At 70.2% G+C, this 17,694-nt stretch carries 20 protein-coding genes and 1 pseudogene; 6 read left to right on the forward strand and 15 right to left on the reverse strand.

Annotated elements, in window-relative coordinates; all coding sequences use genetic code 11:
- Positions 1 to 269 (forward strand): annotated as a pseudogene (locus HW577_RS08440) (class I SAM-dependent RNA methyltransferase); the annotation flags it as partial.
- A gap of 7 nt (positions 270 to 276) precedes the next feature.
- Here HW577_RS08440 and HW577_RS08445 read toward each other — a convergent pair.
- Positions 277 to 1,140 (reverse strand): FkbM family methyltransferase, encoded by an 864-nt coding sequence (locus HW577_RS08445; protein ID WP_198375702.1) that lies wholly within the window; start codon positions 1,138 to 1,140, stop codon positions 277 to 279.
- Positions 1,140 to 2,186: a class I SAM-dependent methyltransferase gene (locus tag HW577_RS08450; protein WP_198375703.1), complete on the reverse strand. Its 1,047-nt coding sequence runs from the start codon at positions 2,184 to 2,186 to the stop codon at positions 1,140 to 1,142. Before HW577_RS08450 ends, HW577_RS08445 begins: the two co-directional genes overlap by 1 nt.
- A gap of 154 nt (positions 2,187 to 2,340) precedes the next feature.
- On the opposite strand from HW577_RS08450, the gene HW577_RS08455 reads away from it, so the two are divergent.
- From HW577_RS08455 to HW577_RS08465, 3 genes are all read left to right on the forward strand, one after another.
- Entirely contained in the window at positions 2,341 to 3,315 is a 975-nt protein-coding gene (locus HW577_RS08455; RefSeq protein WP_198375704.1) for an MBL fold metallo-hydrolase, read from the forward strand.
- A gap of 79 nt (positions 3,316 to 3,394) precedes the next feature.
- On the forward strand, positions 3,395 to 4,348 hold the full coding sequence (locus tag HW577_RS08460) for an MBL fold metallo-hydrolase (RefSeq protein ID WP_232474778.1): 954 nt from the start codon (positions 3,395 to 3,397) through the stop codon (positions 4,346 to 4,348).
- A gap of 72 nt (positions 4,349 to 4,420) precedes the next feature.
- Positions 4,421 to 4,729 (forward strand): putative quinol monooxygenase, encoded by a 309-nt coding sequence (locus HW577_RS08465; protein WP_198375706.1) that lies wholly within the window; start codon positions 4,421 to 4,423, stop codon positions 4,727 to 4,729.
- Here the strand turns inward: HW577_RS08465 and HW577_RS08470 are convergent, their stop codons facing one another.
- Genes HW577_RS08470 through HW577_RS08505 form a run of 8 tightly spaced genes read right to left on the reverse strand, consistent with a single transcriptional unit; the run spans position 4,730 to position 11,174 of the window.
- Positions 4,730 to 5,098, reverse strand: coding sequence for a HesB/IscA family protein (locus HW577_RS08470; RefSeq protein ID WP_198375707.1), 369 nt, complete (start codon positions 5,096 to 5,098; stop codon positions 4,730 to 4,732). It abuts the gene before it with no gap.
- An 11-nt stretch (positions 5,099 to 5,109) separates the two neighbouring features.
- Complete coding sequence (locus tag HW577_RS08475; protein WP_332837558.1) at positions 5,110 to 5,481, reverse strand: SUF system Fe-S cluster assembly protein; 372 nt, start codon at positions 5,479 to 5,481, stop codon at positions 5,110 to 5,112.
- Complete coding sequence (sufU, locus tag HW577_RS08480; protein ID WP_419956579.1) at positions 5,474 to 5,947, reverse strand: Fe-S cluster assembly sulfur transfer protein SufU; 474 nt, start codon at positions 5,945 to 5,947, stop codon at positions 5,474 to 5,476. The genes HW577_RS08475 and sufU overlap by 8 nt, the downstream gene beginning before the upstream one ends.
- The gene (locus tag HW577_RS08485) at positions 5,944 to 7,191 is read right to left on the reverse strand and encodes an aminotransferase class V-fold PLP-dependent enzyme (RefSeq protein ID WP_198375709.1); all 1,248 of its coding nucleotides are present in this window, start codon (positions 7,189 to 7,191) and stop codon (positions 5,944 to 5,946) included. The genes sufU and HW577_RS08485 overlap by 4 nt, the downstream gene beginning before the upstream one ends.
- A complete protein-coding gene (gene sufD / locus HW577_RS08490) occupies positions 7,191 to 8,480 on the reverse strand; it encodes a Fe-S cluster assembly protein SufD (protein ID WP_198375710.1) in 1,290 nt (429 codons plus the stop codon). Before sufD ends, HW577_RS08485 begins: the two co-directional genes overlap by 1 nt.
- Complete coding sequence (sufC, locus tag HW577_RS08495) at positions 8,477 to 9,223, reverse strand: Fe-S cluster assembly ATPase SufC (protein ID WP_198375711.1); 747 nt, start codon at positions 9,221 to 9,223, stop codon at positions 8,477 to 8,479. The genes sufD and sufC overlap by 4 nt, the downstream gene beginning before the upstream one ends.
- A gap of 2 nt (positions 9,224 to 9,225) precedes the next feature.
- A complete protein-coding gene (gene sufB / locus HW577_RS08500; protein WP_198375712.1) occupies positions 9,226 to 10,722 on the reverse strand; it encodes a Fe-S cluster assembly protein SufB in 1,497 nt (498 codons plus the stop codon).
- Between the two features lie 5 nt (positions 10,723 to 10,727).
- Positions 10,728 to 11,174 (reverse strand): SUF system Fe-S cluster assembly regulator, encoded by a 447-nt coding sequence (locus tag HW577_RS08505; RefSeq protein ID WP_198375713.1) that lies wholly within the window; start codon positions 11,172 to 11,174, stop codon positions 10,728 to 10,730.
- Positions 11,175 to 11,310: 136 nt separating this feature from the next.
- On the opposite strand from HW577_RS08505, the gene HW577_RS08510 reads away from it, so the two are divergent.
- On the forward strand, positions 11,311 to 12,198 hold the full coding sequence (locus tag HW577_RS08510) for an alpha/beta fold hydrolase (RefSeq protein ID WP_198375714.1): 888 nt from the start codon (positions 11,311 to 11,313) through the stop codon (positions 12,196 to 12,198).
- On the opposite strand, the gene HW577_RS08515 is transcribed toward HW577_RS08510, so the two are convergent.
- From HW577_RS08515 to HW577_RS08535, 5 genes are read right to left on the reverse strand one after another with little or no spacing between them, the layout of a single operon-like run.
- On the reverse strand, positions 12,195 to 12,632 hold the full coding sequence (locus HW577_RS08515; protein WP_198375715.1) for a GNAT family N-acetyltransferase: 438 nt from the start codon (positions 12,630 to 12,632) through the stop codon (positions 12,195 to 12,197). The genes HW577_RS08510 and HW577_RS08515 overlap by 4 nt on opposite strands.
- On the reverse strand, positions 12,629 to 13,933 hold the full coding sequence (locus tag HW577_RS08520; protein WP_198375716.1) for an SAM-dependent methyltransferase: 1,305 nt from the start codon (positions 13,931 to 13,933) through the stop codon (positions 12,629 to 12,631). The genes HW577_RS08515 and HW577_RS08520 overlap by 4 nt, the downstream gene beginning before the upstream one ends.
- A 5-nt stretch (positions 13,934 to 13,938) precedes the next feature.
- On the reverse strand, positions 13,939 to 14,898 hold the full coding sequence (locus tag HW577_RS08525) for an ABC transporter substrate-binding protein (RefSeq protein WP_198375717.1): 960 nt from the start codon (positions 14,896 to 14,898) through the stop codon (positions 13,939 to 13,941).
- 47 nt (positions 14,899 to 14,945) lie between these two features.
- Entirely contained in the window at positions 14,946 to 15,710 is a 765-nt protein-coding gene (locus tag HW577_RS26860; protein WP_198375718.1) for an ABC transporter permease, read from the reverse strand.
- Entirely contained in the window at positions 15,700 to 16,500 is an 801-nt protein-coding gene (locus tag HW577_RS08535; RefSeq protein WP_198375719.1) for an ABC transporter ATP-binding protein, read from the reverse strand. Before HW577_RS08535 ends, HW577_RS26860 begins: the two co-directional genes overlap by 11 nt.
- 94 nt (positions 16,501 to 16,594) lie before the next feature.
- On the opposite strand from HW577_RS08535, the gene HW577_RS08540 reads away from it, so the two are divergent.
- Positions 16,595 to 17,509: an SDR family NAD(P)-dependent oxidoreductase gene (locus HW577_RS08540; RefSeq protein WP_232474779.1), complete on the forward strand. Its 915-nt coding sequence runs from the start codon at positions 16,595 to 16,597 to the stop codon at positions 17,507 to 17,509.
- Positions 17,510 to 17,694: the final 185 nt, after the last annotated feature.

Below are 17,694 nucleotides of genomic sequence, written 5' to 3' on the forward strand. Positions count from 1 at the left end.
ACCTCGACCGCCAGCCGCTGGAACCGGCGGAGCTAGCGGGCTTCGCCGCCGTGGTGCTGGACCCGCCGCATGGCGGCGCGCCGGCGCAGGTGCCGCTGCTCGCGCGCAGCGCGGTGCCGCTCGTCGTCTATGTCTCCTGCAACCCGGCCGCGCTGTCGCGCGACGGGCGCGCCTTCGCGCAGGCGGGCTGGCGCGTCGCGGCGGCGACGCCGATCGACCAGTTCGTCCATTCCGCGCAGATGGAAGCGGTGGTCGCCTTCGCGCGGTGACGCGCCGCTACAGGGGGCGGCGCGCGAGCACCACCTCGCTGTGCGGCAGGTCGGGCAGGTCGGCCATCGCGACCGGCACGCGGCCGGCGCCCTCGATCCGCCAGGCGTGGGCCAGGCCCAGCCCTTCGAGCCAGGCGGCGAAGGCCGCGACATCGGCGCGCGCGCGCATCATCGGCACCGACCATTCCATCACCACGACCAGGTCGGGGGACCGGCGGATCAGCGCCTCCGCCCCGCGCAGCGCGAGCGGTTCCGCCCCTTCGCAATCCAGGCGCATCAGCCGCGCCGGGCCGAAGCCCTCGCCCACCGCGTCGTCGATGCGCACCGTCTCGATCTCGTGCCGCTGGGTGTAGCCGGGCCCGACGGCTGCGACTTCGAGATGCCCGCTGCCGGCGTGTTCCGGGTGGACGAGCAGCGCGACGCGCCCCGCCGCATCCGACGCCGCCCTGGGATGCACCGTCACGCGGTCGCCGAAGCCGTTCAGCGCGACCGAGGCCGCCAGCAGGGGAACGAGCCGCGGGTTGGGCTCGAAGGCGTGCAGCCGGCCCGAAGCACCGATCGTCGTCGCCATCGCCAGCGTGTGGTAGCCGATATTGGCGCCGACCTCGACCACCGCAGCGCCGGGGACAAGCAGCGAGAGCACCGCCTCCTCCACCGCCCGCTCCCACTCCCCGCGCAGGGCGAGATGCGGCGTCATGCCGATATCGGTCGCGTCCAGCATCAGCTGGTGCCCCCGATGCGTCAGCGTCACGGCCCGGCCATTGCCGAGATAGGCGTAGCTTTCGCGCTGCGCCGGCGCGGCGCGCGAAAGGGCGGCCGGCGGCGCGAACCAGGCGCCGAGCCGGCGCAGCAAGGGGGGAAGGCCGTCCATCAGCGTGGTTCCACCATCGAGAGATAGAGCGTCGCGACGCGCCGCGTTGCGAGCAGCTCCGCCGCCGTGCAGGCCTTGGCGCGGGAATCCCCGTCGATGAAGCGCAGCGGCCAGCGCGCGCCGAGGGCGGCCAGCAGCGCCGCCGGGTCCTCGGTCCGCCCCGCGTCGAAGTCGAGCAGGATGCGGATGCCCGGGTTGCGGATGGCCAGCGCCTCGCAGCCCGCGACGAGGTCGATCGCGCGCGGGGTGAAGCCGATGCGCAGCAGGTCCAGCGGGCCGCCGGCCGCGTCGGGCAGCGAGGTGGACGACGCGGTGAAGACCGTGCGCCCCTCCTCCTCCGCGAAACGGTCCGCGAAGGCGCCATCCGCCGGGCCGGTCATCAGCGCCGGCAGCGTGACGCCGTCCTGCCCGCCGGCGCCGACCGCGAGCCGGCGTGCCACGACACGGGCGCCGAGCCCGTTGAGGGTGATGTTGCGCGACAGCAGCCAGTGCAGCCAGGGATTGGGCTCGAGCGCCACGATGCGCCCCTCTGGCCCCACCAGGTCGGCCAGCAGCAGGCTGTAGTAGCCGTAGATCGCGCCGGCATCGCAGGCGGTCTCCCCGCGCGCGACGTTGCGGCAGAGGAATTCCGTCACCCAGTATTCCCAATAGCCGTCGAGCAGCAGGTGCGGCGCGATGCCCCCATCGGTCGCGTCCACGAACAGCTTGAACCGGCCCAGCACGCGGCAGAGCACGCTGCCATCCGGCAGCGGCACGGTCTGGGTGCGGTCGCGGATCAGCGCCTCGACCTGGCGGCGGTTGCCGGCGCGGAGCAGTTCCTCGAGCGTCGCGATGTCGCGGCGGCCGACCTCGGCGTGCATCGCCTCGACCTCGGCGCGCAGCACCGAAAGTTCGCCGCGGATGCGGAAGAGTTCCTCCTGCATCGCCGCGGCATGGTCGGCGTCGGCGCGGCCCGTGCCGAGCAGCCAGCCGAGGAAGCGCGAGGCACTCCCCGGCCGCGCCGGCGCCCGCAGGCTGGGCGATAGATGCGTGTCGTCCTTCGGCACGAATGGTCCCTGCTCGCACGGAAGCGATCGGGTCGCTTCCGGAACATCATTCCCATCCGCGGGCGCAACTGGCAACCCGGACCGCACGGGGGCTTGATCCGCGCCGGATGCGCCCCACCCTCAGGGTTCCGGAATTCCGAGGACGTCCTACCGCATGACCGACCGCCGCACCGCACTGGCCCTGGCCGGGGCCAGCCTCATGGCTGTTCCCGCGCTTATGCGCGCCCGTCCTGCCCTCGCCCAGGCTGCCGCCACGCCCGCCCAGGCGCCCGGCTTCTACCGCTTCCGCGTCGGCGGCTTCACCGTGACGACGGTGCATGACGGGTTCTTCGCCCGGCCGCTGGAAGGCTTCGTGCGCAACGCACCGATCGCCGAGGTGCAGGCCGCGGCGCGCGACGCCTTCCTGCCCACCGACCGCACCGTGATTCCCTTCACCATCACCTTCGTGCACCGCGGCGACACGCTCGCGGTGTTCGACGCCGGCAACGGCGTGACGCCGGCCGGCGCGACGGCGGGGCGCATGATCGCGAACATGGCGGCTGCCGGCATCGACCCGGCGCGCGTGACGCATGTGATCCACAGCCATTTCCACGGCGACCACATCAACGGCCTGCTGAACGGGGAAGGCGGCGCCGCCTTCCCGAACGCCTCGGTGCACGTGCCCGAGGCCGAATGGGCCTGGTGGACGGGCGAGGGCAACCAGACGCGCACGCCGGAAGGCCAGCGCCCGACCTTCGCCAATGTCGCGCGGCGCTTCGCGCCGTATCGCGAGAAGGTCCGCTCCTTCGCGGCGGCGGCCGAGGTGCTGCCCGGCATCACCGCCGTCGCCGCACCGGGCCACACGCCCGGGCACACCGTGTTCCGCATCGCCGACGGCGCGGAGCAGATGATGTTCCTGGCCGACCTGACCAACCGGCCGGAGATCATGATGGCGCGGCCGGACTGGCAGATCGTGTTCGACATGGATGGCGACGCGGCGGCGGCCACGCGCCGGCGCGTTCTCGACATGGTGGCGACCGACCGCATCCGCGTCACCGGCTACCACTACCCGTTCCCGGCGAACGGCTTCGTCGCGCGCGCCGGCGAGAGCTTCCGCTTCGTCCCGGCGGATTGGTCGAGCGCCGTGTGACCTTGTCGCTTGCGCGACGCCGGGGCGGCGGATGTCCTGCCGCCCCGAAAGAAGATGCCAGGGAGGCCATGAGATGCAGATGAACCGCCGCGCCGTGCTGGGCGCCACCACGCTTCTTGCCGTGCCTGGGCTTGTCGGCGCGCGCGACGCCGCCGCGCAGGCCGCGCCGCCCGTCGTCGGGCCCGCCGTCCACCGTTTCCAGGTCGGCGCGCTGCGCGTGACCGTCGTGACCGACGGCACCAATGTCCGCCAGGATGTGCGCCAGGGCCTGGTGGTGAACGCCAGCGCCGAGCAGGTGAGCGGCGCGCTGCAGGCCGCCGGCATCCAGGGCGTTGCCATGCGCAACCCGTTCAACGTGACCTTCGTGGAAGGCCCGGGCGGCCTCGTCGCGATCGATGTCGGCACGGGCGGGATCGGCGGGCCGCAGACCGGCGCGATGCACGCCAACATGCGGGAGGCGGGGCTCGACCCCGCGCGCGTGACGCGGATCGTGCACACGCATTTCCACGGCGACCATATCGGCGGCCTGACCAATGCCGAAGGGGCCGCGATCTACCCCAACGCGACCATCGCCGTGCCGGAGCGCGAATGGGCCTTCTGGATGGATGCGGGCGAGGAATCGCGGGCGAGCGAGGCGCGCCGCCCGGCCTTCGCCAATGCGCGCCGCCGCTTCGGTCCCTATGCGCAGAAGGTGGAGCGCTTCGCCCCGGACGCGCAGGTCGCTCCCGGCATCCGCGCGGTGGCAACCAACGGCCACAGCCCGGGCCATACCTCCTTCCTGATCCATGACGGCAACGAGCAGGCGCTGGTGATCGGCGACGCCATCACGACGCCCGCCTTCTTCATGGCAAACCCCGAATGGTACCCGGTGTTCGACATGGACCCGACCATGGCGGTGGAGACGCGCAAGCGCCTGCTCGACCGCGCGGCGACCGAGCGTATGCAGGTGATCGGTTATCACTTCGACATGCCGGCCACGGGCCGCGTGGAACGCGCCGGGACGGGCTATCGGCTGGTGCCCGCCACGGCCTGATGACCTGGCAGGTCATCGCGCGGCGCCGCTGCCGGGGCCAGTCTGGCTCCGGACAGCAGCGGGAGCCGTGCGATGGCCGTCACCTACCTGATCGAGTTCCAGGCGAGGCCTGAGCGGCGCGAGGCGTTCCTCGAACGTCTCAATGCCGTGCTGGACGCGATGCGGCACGAAGCGGGCTTCGTCTCCGCCACGCTGCACGCGGACCCCCAGGACCCGCATCACTTCCTGCTGCACGAGACCTGGCGGGACCATGGCGAGGTGGTCGAGGTGGAGCTTCACCGCCCCTACCGCGACGCCTGGCACGCCGCATTGCCCGGGCTGCTCGCGGCGCCGCGGAGGATCGGCGTCTGGACGCCGCTGCGGTCGGACCGGCGCTCCTGATCAGACGTGGAAGGATTCGCCGCAGCCGCAGCGGCCCTTCTCGTTCGGGTTTGTGAAGGTGAAGCCGGCCGTCATCGCCTTCACCTCGTAGTCCATCACCGTGCCGATCAGGAACAGCGTGGCCTTGCGGTCGATCAGCACGGTCACGCCGCGGTCGGTGATGACCTCGTCCGAGGGCGCGGCCGCATCGGTCCAGGACAGGTCGTAGGACAGGCCCGAGCAGCCCTTGGTCTTGACCCCGATGCGCAGCAGCTTGCCGTGTTCCCCCTTCGCGTAGAGCGCGCGCAGGCGTTCGGCCGCGCCCTCGGTCAGCGACATCAGCGGCGGCAGGGCACGGGCCGTGCGCGGGGCTTCGGTGGTGGTGCTCATCTTCGCCCCCTTCAGAACATGTTCAAGGCGAGGCGCGCATCCTCGCTCATCCGCGTCTGGTCCCAGGGCGGGTCCCAGACCACTTCCACGAGCACGTCGGTCACGCCATCGACGGCGCGCACCGCGTCCTCCACCTGGCTCGGCAGTTCCTGCGCCGAGGGGCAGGCGGGGGTGGTGAGCGTCATCTCGACCTTCACCTTGCCGTCATCCTCGATCTCGACCGCGTAGATCAGGCCGAGCTGGTAGATGTCGACCGGGATCTCCGGGTCGTAGACCGTGGAGATGGCGGCGATGACGGCGTCCTCGCTCACCTTCGGCGCGGGCGGCTTCACCTCGCCCTCCGGCGTCCAGGCAGCGCGGGTCTCGGTCACGTCCTCACTCACTGCTCGCCTCCTTCGTCCCGTCGAGCGCGGCATTCAGCGTGTGCCAGGCGAGCGTCGCGCACTTCACGCGGGATGGAAATTCATGCACGCCGGAGAGCGGCGCGAGACGTTCCATGTCGTCGGCCAGTGCCGCGTCGCAATCGGGGCAGGCGCCGGTCATGGCGAGCTCGCGGAAGGTCGCGCCAAGCGCCCTGGCCGCAGCATCGTCCTTGCCTTTGACGACTTCCGTCATGATCGAGGCCGAGGCGGTCGAGATGGCACAGCCACGCCCCTGGAAGGCGACATCGGCGATGGTGCCGTCCGGCGCGTGCTTCACGAACAGCTCGATGCGGTCGCCGCACATCGGGTTGTCCCCGCGCGCGGTCGCGTCCGCATCCTCGAGCCGGCGGAAGTTCCGCGGCTTGCGGCCGTGATCGAGGATGACTTCCTGGTAGAGGTCGCGGAGGTCGTCGAACAACCCGCTCATTTGAAGAACTCCCGCGCCTCGGTGAGCGCCTGCGCCAGCAGGTCCACCTCCTCCTTCGTCGTATACAGGCCGAAGGAGGCGCGCGTCGTGCCGTTCTCCATCCCGAAGCGGGCGTGCAGCGGCTCCGCGCAATGCCGCCCGGCGCGCACGCAGATGCCCGCGCGATCGAGCAGCGTGGCCAGGTCGTGCGGATGCGCGGCATCGAGGGCGAAGGCGAAGACCCCGCCGCGGTCCTGCGCGCGGCCGAGCAGCGTCAGGCCGGGGACCTCGGACAGCGCGCCCATGGCGTGGTCCACCAGCGCGCGCTCATGCGCCTCGATCGCGCCCATGCCGATGGCCGTCACGTAGTCGATGGCGGCGTGCAGGCCGACGGCCTCGATGATGGGCGGCGTGCCGGCCTCGAACTTCGCCGGCGGCGGCGCCCATTCTGACTTCTCGAAGGTGACGAGGCTGATCATGTCCCCGCCGCCGAGGAAGGGCGGCATGCGGTCGAGATGCTCGAGCCGCGCCCAGAGCACGCCGATCCCGGTCGGCCCGTACAGCTTGTGCCCCGTGAAGCAGTAGAAGTCGCAGCCGATCGCCTGCACATCCACGCGCCGGTGCACCGCGGCCTGCGATCCATCGAGCAGCACCTTCGCCCCCGCCGCATGCGCCATGGCGACGATGCGCTCGACCGGTGCGACGGTGCCGAGCACGTTCGACATATGCGCCATGGCGACGAGCCCGACCTTCCCGTCAGCGAGCTTCGCCGCGAGATCCTCCATGTCGATCTCGCCCGTCTCCGTCACGCGGCAGACGCGAAGCTCGTTGCCGCGATCGTCGCGCAGCATCTGCCAGGGGACGATGTTGGCGTGGTGCTCGAGTTCGGAGATCAGCACCGCCTGGCCGGGCTTCAGCACGCCGCGGCCCCAGCCATGGGCGACGAGGTTCATCGCCTCGGTGCTGTTCTTGGTGAAGACGATCTCCCGCGCATCGGCCGCGTTGATGAAGCGGGCGGTCGCCGCGCGCGCGGCCTCGTAGGCGTCGGTCGCGAGTTCCGACAGCCGGTAGGCGCCGCGATGGACATTGGCGTAGGCCGTTTCCATGCAGCGGACCATGGCGTCGATCACGGCGCGCGGCTTCTGCGCGGATGCTCCGGAATCGAGGAAGACGAGCGGCCGGCCGCGTGCCTGCGGCTGCGACAGGATCGGGAAATCCTGCCGGATGCGCTGGACGTCGAAGCCCGTCGCCGTCGTCCCGTCCATCACGCGGCTGCCTCCTGGCGCGCCCACCAGGCATCGAGCGCGCGGGTCAGCGCGCCCTTCAGCGTCTCGTCCGTCACGGTCTCCACCGCCTCGTGCAGGAAGGCCTCGACGAGCATCGCCTTGGCCTGCGCCTCGGGGATGCCGCGAGAGCGGAGGTAGAACAGGCTGTCCGCGTCGAGCGCGCCGACCGTCGCGCCGTGGCTGCACTTCACGTCGTCCGCGTAGATCTCCAGCTGCGGCTTGCTGTCGATCTCGGCCTCCTCGCTCAGCAGCAGCGCCTGGTTCATCTGGTAGCCATCGGTGCGCTGGGCGACGCGATGGACATGGATGCGCCCCTGGAACACGCCGCGCGACCGGCCGGCCAGCACCGTCTTGTAGGTCTGGCGGCTGGCGCAGTCCGGCGCCGCGTGGTCGAGCGCCGTGGTCGTGTCCACATGCTGCCCGTCGGCGGCCATCTGCGCCCCGTTCATGTGGCAGGCGGCCTTGGGGCCCACCAGCGCCGCATGGATCTCGTTGCGCGTCAGCCGCGGGCCGGCGGCGACGGTGAAGTTGTCATAGGTGCCCTCCGCCGCGACGCGGGCATAGATGGTCGAGAGATGGAAGACCGTCGCCGCTTCCTGGAGCATGCGGCCATGGGTGAGCGACGCGCCCTCCGCCACCTCGATCTCGAAGACCGGGTTGTGCAGGCAGTGGCCGCCGCCGGTCGCGGTCTCGATCAGCGTCAGCCGCGCGCGCGCGCCAAGGCGGACCAGGTGCCGCGGATGGAAGGCGAAGGGCCGCCCCGGATCGACCGCGACGGAGACGAGTTCGAGCAGCCCGCCATCGACGCCATCGGGCACGTCGAGGAACAGCCCGTCCTCGAACAGCATGGTGTTGAGCGCGGCGAGAGGCTCGCTTTCCGGCTTGGCGAGCGCCCCGAGATGGGGCTCGGCCTCCGCGAGGTCGTGCGCGAGGCCGAGGGCGCGGAAGGGCAGGCCGTCGAGCGAGGAGAGGTCGGGGCGGAAGCGCCCATCGACGAAGACCGCGCGATGGGGCGCGAGCGGCGCCGGCAGGTGGACCTGGCCGTCGACCGAGGTCAGCGGCTCGGCGAAGGCGGCCTGCGCGACGGGGGCGAGGTCGGTGTACTTCCACTGCTCCACGCGGCGCGTGGGGAAGCCGCGCGCGGCGAAATGCACCGCGGCGTCCGCGCGCAGCTGGTTGAGCCAGGGCTTGCGCGCGCCGGGCAGGTGGTCCTTCAGCCCTTCGTAGCGCGCGAGAAAGCCGGTCGCGCCGGTCTGCGCCGCCGTCATGCCGCGGCCTGGACGGCGCCGTAGCCCTGCGCCTCCAGCTCCTTCGCGAGTTCCGGCCCGCCGGACTTCACGATGCGCCCGGCCATCAGCACATGCACGCGGTCCGGCACGATGTAGTCGAGCAGCCGCTGGTAGTGGGTGATGACCAGGGCGGAGAAATCCGGCCCGCGCATCGCGTTCACGCCATCGGCCACGATCCGGAGCGCATCGATGTCGAGGCCGGAATCGGTCTCGTCCAGGATGGCGATGCTCGGCTTGAGCAGCGCCATCTGCAGGATCTCGTTGCGCTTCTTCTCGCCGCCCGAGAAGCCGACATTCACGCCGCGCTTGAGCATGTCGTCGGACATGGACAGCGCCTTCATCCGCTCGCGCGCGAGCTTGAGGAACTGCATGGCGTCCAGTTCCGCCTCGCCCCTCGCCTTGCGCTGCGCGTTCAGCGCGGTGCGCAGGAAGGTCGCGTTGCCCACGCCGGGCAGTTCCACCGGGTACTGGAAGGCAAGGAACAGGCCGGCCGCGGCGCGTTCCTCCGGCTCCATGGCCAGGATGTCGTGGCCGTTGAAGGTCGCGCTGCCGCCCGTGACCTCGTAGCCTTCGCGCCCCGACAGCACGTAGGACAGCGTGCTCTTGCCCGAGCCGTTCGGGCCCATGATGGCGTGCACCTCGCCCTTCGGCACTTCCAGGTCGATCCCCTTGAGGATCGCCTTGCCATCGACTTCGGCGGTCAGCCCTTCGATCTTGAGCATGGTCAGCCAACACTTCCTTCGAGAGAAATCTGCAGCAGCTTCTGCGCTTCCACCGCGAACTCCATCGGCAGCTCCTTCAGGACCTCGCGGCAGAAGCCGTTGACGATCAGGCCGACCGCTTCTTCCTGCGTCAGCCCGCGCTGGCGGCAGTAGAAAAGCTGGTCCTCGGCGATGCGGCTCGTCGTCGCCTCGTGCTCCACCTTGGCGGAGACGCAGCGGTTCTCGATGTAGGGCACGGTGTGCGCGCCACACAGATCGCCGATCAGCAGGCTGTCGCACTGGGTGAAGTTGCGCGCGCCATGCGCCTTGGCGCCGATCCGCACCAGGCCGCGATAGGTGTTCTGCCCATGCCCGGCGCTGATGCCCTTCGACACGATGGTCGAGCGCGTCCGCGGGCCGATGTGGAACATCTTCGTCCCCGTATCGGCCTGCTGGTAGTTGTTGGTGATGGCGACGGAGTAGAACTCGCCCACCGAATCCTCGCCCTGCAGGATGCAGGAGGGATACTTCCAGGTGATGGCGGACCCCGTCTCCACCTGCGTCCAGCTGATCTTGCTGCGCGCCCCGCGGCAGGCGCCGCGCTTGGTGACGAAGTTGTAGATGCCGCCCTTGCCCTCGGCATCGCCGGGGTACCAGTTCTGCACCGTGGAATACTTGATGGTCGCGTCATCGAGCGCCACCAGCTCGACCACCGCCGCGTGCAGCTGGTTCTCGTCGCGCATCGGCGCGGTGCAGCCTTCCAGGTAGGAGACGTGCGAGCCTTCGTCGGCGATGATCAGCGTGCGCTCGAACTGCCCGGTGCTCTTCGCATTGATGCGGAAATAGGTGGACAGCTCCATCGGGCAGCGCACGCCCTTGGGGATGTAGACGAAGCTGCCATCGGTGAAGACCGCGCTGTTCAGCGCGGCGAAGAAATTGTCGCCCTGCGGCACGACGGTGCCGAGATACTTCCGCACCAGCTCGGGATGCGTCTGCACCGCCTCGCTGATCGCGCAGAAGATGATGCCTTCCTTGCCCAGCCTCTCCTTGTAGGAGGTCGCGACGGAGACGCTGTCGAACACCGCGTCGACCGCGATCGGCATGCGCCCCTCGGCCGGGACGGACCCCGCGCCCTCGACGCCGGCCAGGATCTCCTGCTCCCGCAGCGGGATGCCGAGCTTGGCGTAGGTCTTGAGAAGTTCGGGATCGACCTCGTCCAGCGACTTCGGCCCCACCTTCTGCTTCGGCGCGGCGTAGTAGTAGCTGTCCTGGTAGTCGATCGGCGGGTACTTCACCGCGGCCCAGCGCGGCTCCTCCATCGTCTTCCAGGCGGCGAAGGCGCGCAGGCGCCATTCCAGCAGCCAGGCGGGCTCGTTCTTCTTCGCGCTGATGAAGCGGACGATGTCCTCGTTCAGCCCCTTGGGGGCGAACTCCATCTCGATGTCCGTCTCGAAGCCCCATTTGTAGCCGGACTCGGTGGCCTGCTGGACGGTCTCGATGGTTTCGGTGACGGCAGGCATCTTCTCTACTCCGCGGCGGCGACCTCGGGGTGCGGCACGATGGCCGGCACGCGCGCGAGATCGGCGATGGAAATGCCGGACAGGGCCCGGCGGATGGCGTCGTTCACGGGGTCCCAGCGGCCACGCACGGGACAGGTGGCCTCGGCGTCGCAGAAGCCGGCGGCGTTGTCCACGCAGGCGGTCAGCGCGATCGGGCCGTCTATCGCCGTGATGACATCGGTCAATGGCATGGCCTCGAGCGGCCGGGTCAGGCGGTAGCCGCCCGCAGCACCGCGCCGGCCTTCGACCAGGCCCGCATGGGACAGGATTTTCAGCACCTTCGACACCGTCGGCTCGCCAAGGCCGGTGGCGGCGGCGAGGCCGGGCGCTGTCAGCACCCCGCCTTCCTCCGCTTCCTCCAGCCTGGTGAGCACCACCACGGCGTAGTCGGTCAGCTTGGACAGCCGCAGCAAATCCGCCTGCCTCCGGCAATCAGGACCCGATTGGTCCGGATTGCAGATGCGCCCGCCCCCGGCCTCTGTCAAGGCGCCTGGACCGACCCTTCGCGCGCGGCCATCCTGCGCCCGCTCCAGGAAAGGGAATGCGCGTATGCCGACGATCAGGACCGATGACGGCGTGGACCTGCACTATGAGGAAGCCGGCAGCGGCATCCCGATGGTCTTCGTGCACGAATTCGCCGGCGATCATCGCTCCTGGGAGCCGCAGATGCGGTTCTTCTCCCGCCGCTACCGCTGCATCGCCTATGCGGCGCGGGGCTATCCGCCCTCGGCCGTGCCCTCGGACCCCAAGGCCTATTCGCAGGACCGCGCGACGGACGACATCGCCGCCGTCATCAAGGGGCTCGGCCTGGGCAAGGCGCATGTGGTGGGGCTCTCGATGGGCGCCTTCGCGACGCTGCATCTCGGCCTGCGCCATCCGGCGCTGGCGCGCAGCCTGACCGCGGCGGGCGTCGGCTACGGCGCCGCCCCCGGCAAGCGGGAACAGTTCCGCGGCGAGGTGGAAGCCACCGCGACCCGCATCCGCGCGGAAGGCATGCAGACCATGGGCGCCGTCTATGCCCGCGGCCCGACGCGGCTGGTGTTCGAGGAGAAGGACCCGCGCGGCTACGCCGAGTTCCGCGCGCAGCTGATGGAACACTCCGCCGAGGGTTCGGCCAACACCATGATGGGCGTGCAACGCGAGCGTCCCGCCCTCGGAGACCTGGAGGCGCAGTTCCGCCAGCTGACCCTGCCCACCTTCGTCATCGCCGGCGACGAGGACGACCCGACGCTCGAACCGTCCCTCTTCCTCAAGCGCACCATCCCGACCAGCGCGCTGCTGGTGATGCCGAAATGCGGGCACACGATGAACCTCGAGGATCCGGACGCCTTCAACCGCGCGGTGCTCGACTTCGTCACGCAGGTCGATGCCGGCGCCTGGCGCACCCGCATCCCCGAGAGCCTGACGGGCGCCATCATCGCCGCGAAGGGTAGCTAGAGGCCCAGCTTCATGCCTTCGTGGCTCGCCTTGAAGCCGAGGGATTCGTAGAAGCGCCGTGCATCGGGGCGCGCCTTGTCCGTCGTCAGCTGGACAAGGCCGCAGCCGCGCGCGCGGCACTCGCCGATGGCCCACGCGAACATGCGGCGCCCAAGGCCGGCGCCGCGATGGCTCGCCGCGATGCGCACGCTCTCGATCTGGCCGCGCCACATGCCCAGCCGCGACAGGCCGGGGATGAAGGAGAGCTGCAGGCAGCCGACGATGCGCCCATCCTCCTCCGCCACGGCCAGATACTGGTTGGGATCGGCGTCGATGGCCGCGAAGGCGGCTTCGTAGGCCGGATCGCCGGGCTTCTCGCGCCCCGCGCCCAGCATGTCGTCGGCCAGCAGCGCGACGATGGCGCCGAGGTCCGCGGCCGTCGCGCGACGCATCATCGCGCGTAGAGATCCGCCCGCGTCAGCGGCAGGCCGGACGCACCCCGCGCGCGCTTGGTCGCCAGCGTCTGGAAGATGCCGACCGTGCCGCGCTCGAAGGCGAGCGCGCAGCCGGCCATGTAGGTGATCCAGATGTCGGTCTTGGCCGCGCCCACTTCGGCCACCGCCGCGTCGCGGTTGGCGAACAGCCGTTCCGTCCAGGCGCGGCAGGTGCGGGCGTAATGCTCGCGCAGCGCCTCGACATCGTGGATCTCGAAGCCGTTGCGCTCCAGCGCGTCATGCTCGGCGCCGAGATGATCCAGTTCCCCGCCCGGGAAGATGTAGCGCGTCAGCGCCTCGAATTCCGGGCGCTTCTTGCGGAAGGTCTTCTCGTCCCGCTTCATTGGCCGCGCGATGGCGTGGTGCAGATAGGCCCCACGCGGGCGGAGCAATTCGCGGATGCGCGCGAAATAGCCCTCGCGGTTGTCGAGCCCGACGGCCTCGTACATGCCGACGCTGGCCACCTTGTCGAAGGGCTCGGCCTTCAGCGTGCGGAAGTCGGTCAGCTCGATGGTGACGCGATCCTCGAGGCCGAGGCGCTTCACCTTCTCGACCGCATAGGCGTATTGCTCCTCGGCCAGCGTCACGCCATGCGCCTTCACGCCATAGTGCCGCGCGGCGTGGCAGACGAGCCCGCCCCAGCCGCAGCCGATGTCAAGGAAGCGTTCGCCCGGCTGCAGCCGCAGCTTGCGGCAGACGATGTCGAGCTTGGCGACCTGCGCCTGCTCCAGCGTCGTCTCCGGCGTCGGGTAGTAGGCGCAGGTGTAGACCATCTCCGGGCAGAGAAAGAGCGCATAGAAGGCGTTCGACAGGTCGTAGTGAAAGTGCATCAGGGCCTTGTCGTCGCGCCCTTCGCCATACTTCGCGGCATCGCCGGGGCCGGAGAAGGCGTGCGAGCCCTGCGTCTTGCCCGCGCCGAAGGCGAAGGGCAGCAGCGCGCGTGCCAGTTCCATCTTGTCGAGCCGCTTGAGCAGCCCGCGCCGGCCATGTTCCGCGCGCTCCGCCAGGTCGAGCAGCGTGCCGCCCTCGATCGCGACGTCGCCCGCGGCCATGGCCTCGATCAGCGTGGTCAGGCGCGGCCGGCGCACCAGGCGCGTGAGTGCCGCCGGGTCGCGGATGGCGACCGCGACATCGCCGCGCGGCGCGGGCCCGAGCGGCACCTCCGACCCGTCCCAGAGGCGGAGGGTGAGGTCCGCCTTCAGATGCTCCGCGACATGCGCCGCGAGGCGGCGGACACGCTCGGCGCCCTTGTCCGCCGCCATGCCGGTCAGATCCTGACGCGGTCCGGCGCGACCCAGCGCAGCGGCTCGGCCCAGATCACGTCGTTCGTCGTCACCGGACGGTCGAGCCGGTTCATCCCGCGCAGCTGGTCGATCGCGAGCTGGATGTTGCCGACGCTGTCGGGCGTCAGGTTCATCTTGTACTCGACCTTGGTCATCAGCTCGGCCATCAGGCCGCGGTCCTGGCGCAGGAAGCGCGCCACCTGCTGCGCCGCCTGGTCGCGGTTGCCGGCGATGAACTCCTGCGCCTGGATCAGGGAGCGCATCAGCCGCTCGGTCGTCGGGCGGTTCTGCTCGGCCCAGGCCTTGTTCATGTAGACGAAGTTGCGGACGATCTGGATCTGCTCGTTGTTCACGAGGATATGGGTGTTGGGGATGGCGCGCTGGGCGCGGGTCGGCCAGGGCTCCCACACCGCGAAGGCGTCGATGTTGCCGCGTTCGAGGGCGGCGACCATCTCCGGCGCCTCGACATTCACGATGGTGTAGTCGGCCGGGTTGAGGTTGAGCTTGGCGACGACCGAGAGCCAGAAGGTCTCGCTGCCCGTGCCGCGCGCGACGCCGACGCGCTTGCCCTTGAGCTCGTCCATCGTGCGGATGTTGCGCCCCAGCACGCTGATCCAGCGCAGCAGCGCCGTGCCCTCGGCGACCGCCACCACGTTCGGGTCGCGCACATGGGCCGACACGCCGGCCTGTTCCGCGCCATAGGCGGAATTGATCTGGTTGCCGATCAGGAAGGCGATCATGGCCGAGCCGGAGGGGCCGGTGTTGACCGTCACGTCGAGCCCGTTGCGCTCGAAGAAGCCGCCTTCCTTGGCGACGTAATAGGGCGCGAAGGACGGGTCGACGCCGGTCGCGATGGTCACGCGCGTGGGCGACTGGCCCGCGGCGGGCAGCACATAGGCGCCGGCCGCGGCGGCGGGCAGCGCGAGGATGGAACGACGGTTCATCGTGATGGTCTCCCTGTTCAGACCGTTGCGTGACGCCGGAGGCGTGCTCACACCGTGGCGTTGAATCGACCCGCGAAGGCGCGGATGAGGAAGCGGAAGGTCCGGTCGGTCGCGAAGCCGAGCATCCCGAGGGCGACGAGGGCGACGAAGATGTCCTCGATCTGCATGAAAAGCCGCGCATCCCACAGCATCTTGCCCAGCCCGTCATTGGAGGCGACGAGTTCCGCCGCCACGATGGTGACGAAGGCGTTGGACATGGCAAGCCGCATGCCGGTCAGGATGTAGGGCACCGTCGCCGGCAGGGCGACGAGCCGGAACACCTGCAGCCGCGTCGCGCCCAGGCATTGCGCCGCCCGGATCTTGTCGCGCCCCACCGCGCCGACACCGGCCGCCGTGCTGATGATGACGACGAAGACCGTGGTGTAGGCGATGAGGAAGACCTTGCTCTCCTCCCCGATGCCGAACCAGATGACGGCGACGGTGATCATCGCGACGGCCGGGATGAAGCGGAAGAATTCCGTCCAGGGCTCCAGCATCCAGCGCACCGGCTTGAAGGAGCCGATCGCCAGGCCGACCGGGATGCCGATCGCCGAGCCCAGCAGGAAGCCCTGGCCGATGCGCTTGAGGGACGCGATCACCTGCTCCTGGAGGATGCCGTCCTCGATCAGCACCCAGGCGCGTTCCAGCACCGGCCCGGGCGGCGGGAACAGGGTGGAGCGCACCAGCGTCGTCGCCGCCAGGTGCCAGATGAGGAACAGCAGGCCGAAGCCGGCGAGGTAGCCCGCGACGGTGACGAGGCGTTCAGTGCGCACCGTGGATCTCATCGTGAATGAGGGCGTGCACGTCGCGGAACACCGACATGAAGGCGTCGGATGTGCGTTCGCGCGGGAAGGGCAGGTCGACGGGGATGACCGCCTTCAGCGTCCCGCCCGGGCCGCGCTTCATCACGCCGACCCGCGTCGCGAGCGCGCAGGCCTCCTCGATGTCGTGGGTGATGAACAGCACCGTCTTGCGTGTCTCCGCCCAGATGCGGCTGAGCTCGCCCTGCAGCACGGCGCGCGTCATGGCATCCAGCGCGCCGAAGGGCTCGTCCATCAGCAGGATGCGCGGGTCGTTGGCGAGCGCGCGCGCGATCTGGATGCGCTGCTTCATCCCGCCGGAGAGTTCGGACGGGTGCTTCGCGCCCTGCCCCGTCAGCCCGACCATCTTCAGGTAGTGCTCGGCCTTCGCGCGGCGCTCGCCGCGGCCCATGCCGCGCAGGCGCAGCCCGAACCCGATGTTGTCGAGCGCGGTCAGCCAGTCATAGAGGCTGTCATGGCCCTGGAAGACGACGCCGCGATCGGCACCCGGCCGGTCCACCGGGCGGCCGTCGAGCAGGATGCGCCCCGCCGTCGGCTGCTCGAAGCCCGCGACCATGTTGAGCACCGTCGTCTTGCCGCAGCCCGAGGTGCCGAGCAGGCAGAAGAACTCGCCCTCGGCGAGGTCGAGGGTGAAGTCGCGCACCGCCTCCCACGCCCCCGTGCGGCCGCGATAGGTCTTGCCCACGCCGTCCAGCGTCACCAGCGCCACGTTGAAGCCCCGTTCGTATCCCCGGACGTTCATTAGGCGCGCGGCCCCGGGCGGGCAACCCGGCTTCACGGCCCGCGGGGCCGGGTCTAGAACCCTTCCAGGCTTAAAACCGAGGAGGGAACGCCGCATGCCCAACATGCTCGAGGGTAAGGTCGCCATCGTGACGGGGGCCGGGAACGGCATCGGGCGGGAGATCGCCATCATGATGGCCGGCCAGGGTGCCAAGGTCATCATCAACGATGTCGGCGCCTCCGTCTCCGGCGAGGGCCAGGACGCGACGCCGGCGCAGCAGACCAAGGCGATCATCGCGCAGAATGGCGGCGTGTCCGAGATCTCGTCCGACAGCGTCGCGACCTGGGCCAGCGCGCAGAAGATCGTGCAGGCGGCGATGGACCATTTCGGCCGCATCGACATCGTCGTGAACAATGCCGGCATCCTGCGCGACCAGATCTTCCACCGCATGACGCCGGAGGAATGGGACTCCGTCATCGCGGTGCATCTCTCCGGGTCGTTCTACGTCTCCCGCGCCGCCGCGACGCATTTCCGCGCGCAGCAATCCGGCGCCTTCGTGCACATGTCCTCGACCTCCGGCCTGATCGGCAATTTCGGCCAGGCGAACTATTCGGCGGCCAAGATCGGCATCGTGGGGCTGTCCAAGTCCATCGCGCTCGACATGGCGCGCTTCAACGTGCGGTCGAACTGCATCGCGCCCTTCGCCTGGTCCCGCATGACCGGCACCATCCCGGCGGAGACGCCCGAGCAGAAGCGCCGCGTCGAGCGCATCATGCAGATGACGCCGGACAAGAACGCGCCGCTCGCGGTCTTCCTCGCCTCGGACGCGGCGAAGGACGTGACGGGTCAGATCTTCTCCCCGCGCATGAACGAGCTGTTCGTCTACAGCCAGATCCGGCCGATCAAGTCGGTGCACCGCCAGGATGGCTGGACGCCGGAGGCGATCGCCGAATACGCGCTGCCGTCGCTCGCGCAGGGCTTCTCGAAGCTCGAGCGGTCCGGCGACGTCTTCTGCTGGGATCCGATCTGAGGACGGGCATGCGGCGGGCACTCGTCCTGGCGTTCTGCGCCATCGCGTTGCCCGCCGCGCTCCTGCCCGGAGCGACATCCGCCGCCGCGCCGCGGGAGGTGCTGGACGCCGTCCAGCGCCTGCCGCCCGCCGCGGCGCTCGATCCTGCGCTGCGCGCCGCGCCCTGCGCCTTCGCGCCCGCCGCG

The sequence above is a fragment of the Neoroseomonas rubea genome, assembly GCF_016106015.1.
GTDB classification, from domain to species: domain Bacteria; phylum Pseudomonadota; class Alphaproteobacteria; order Acetobacterales; family Acetobacteraceae; genus Neoroseomonas; species Neoroseomonas rubea.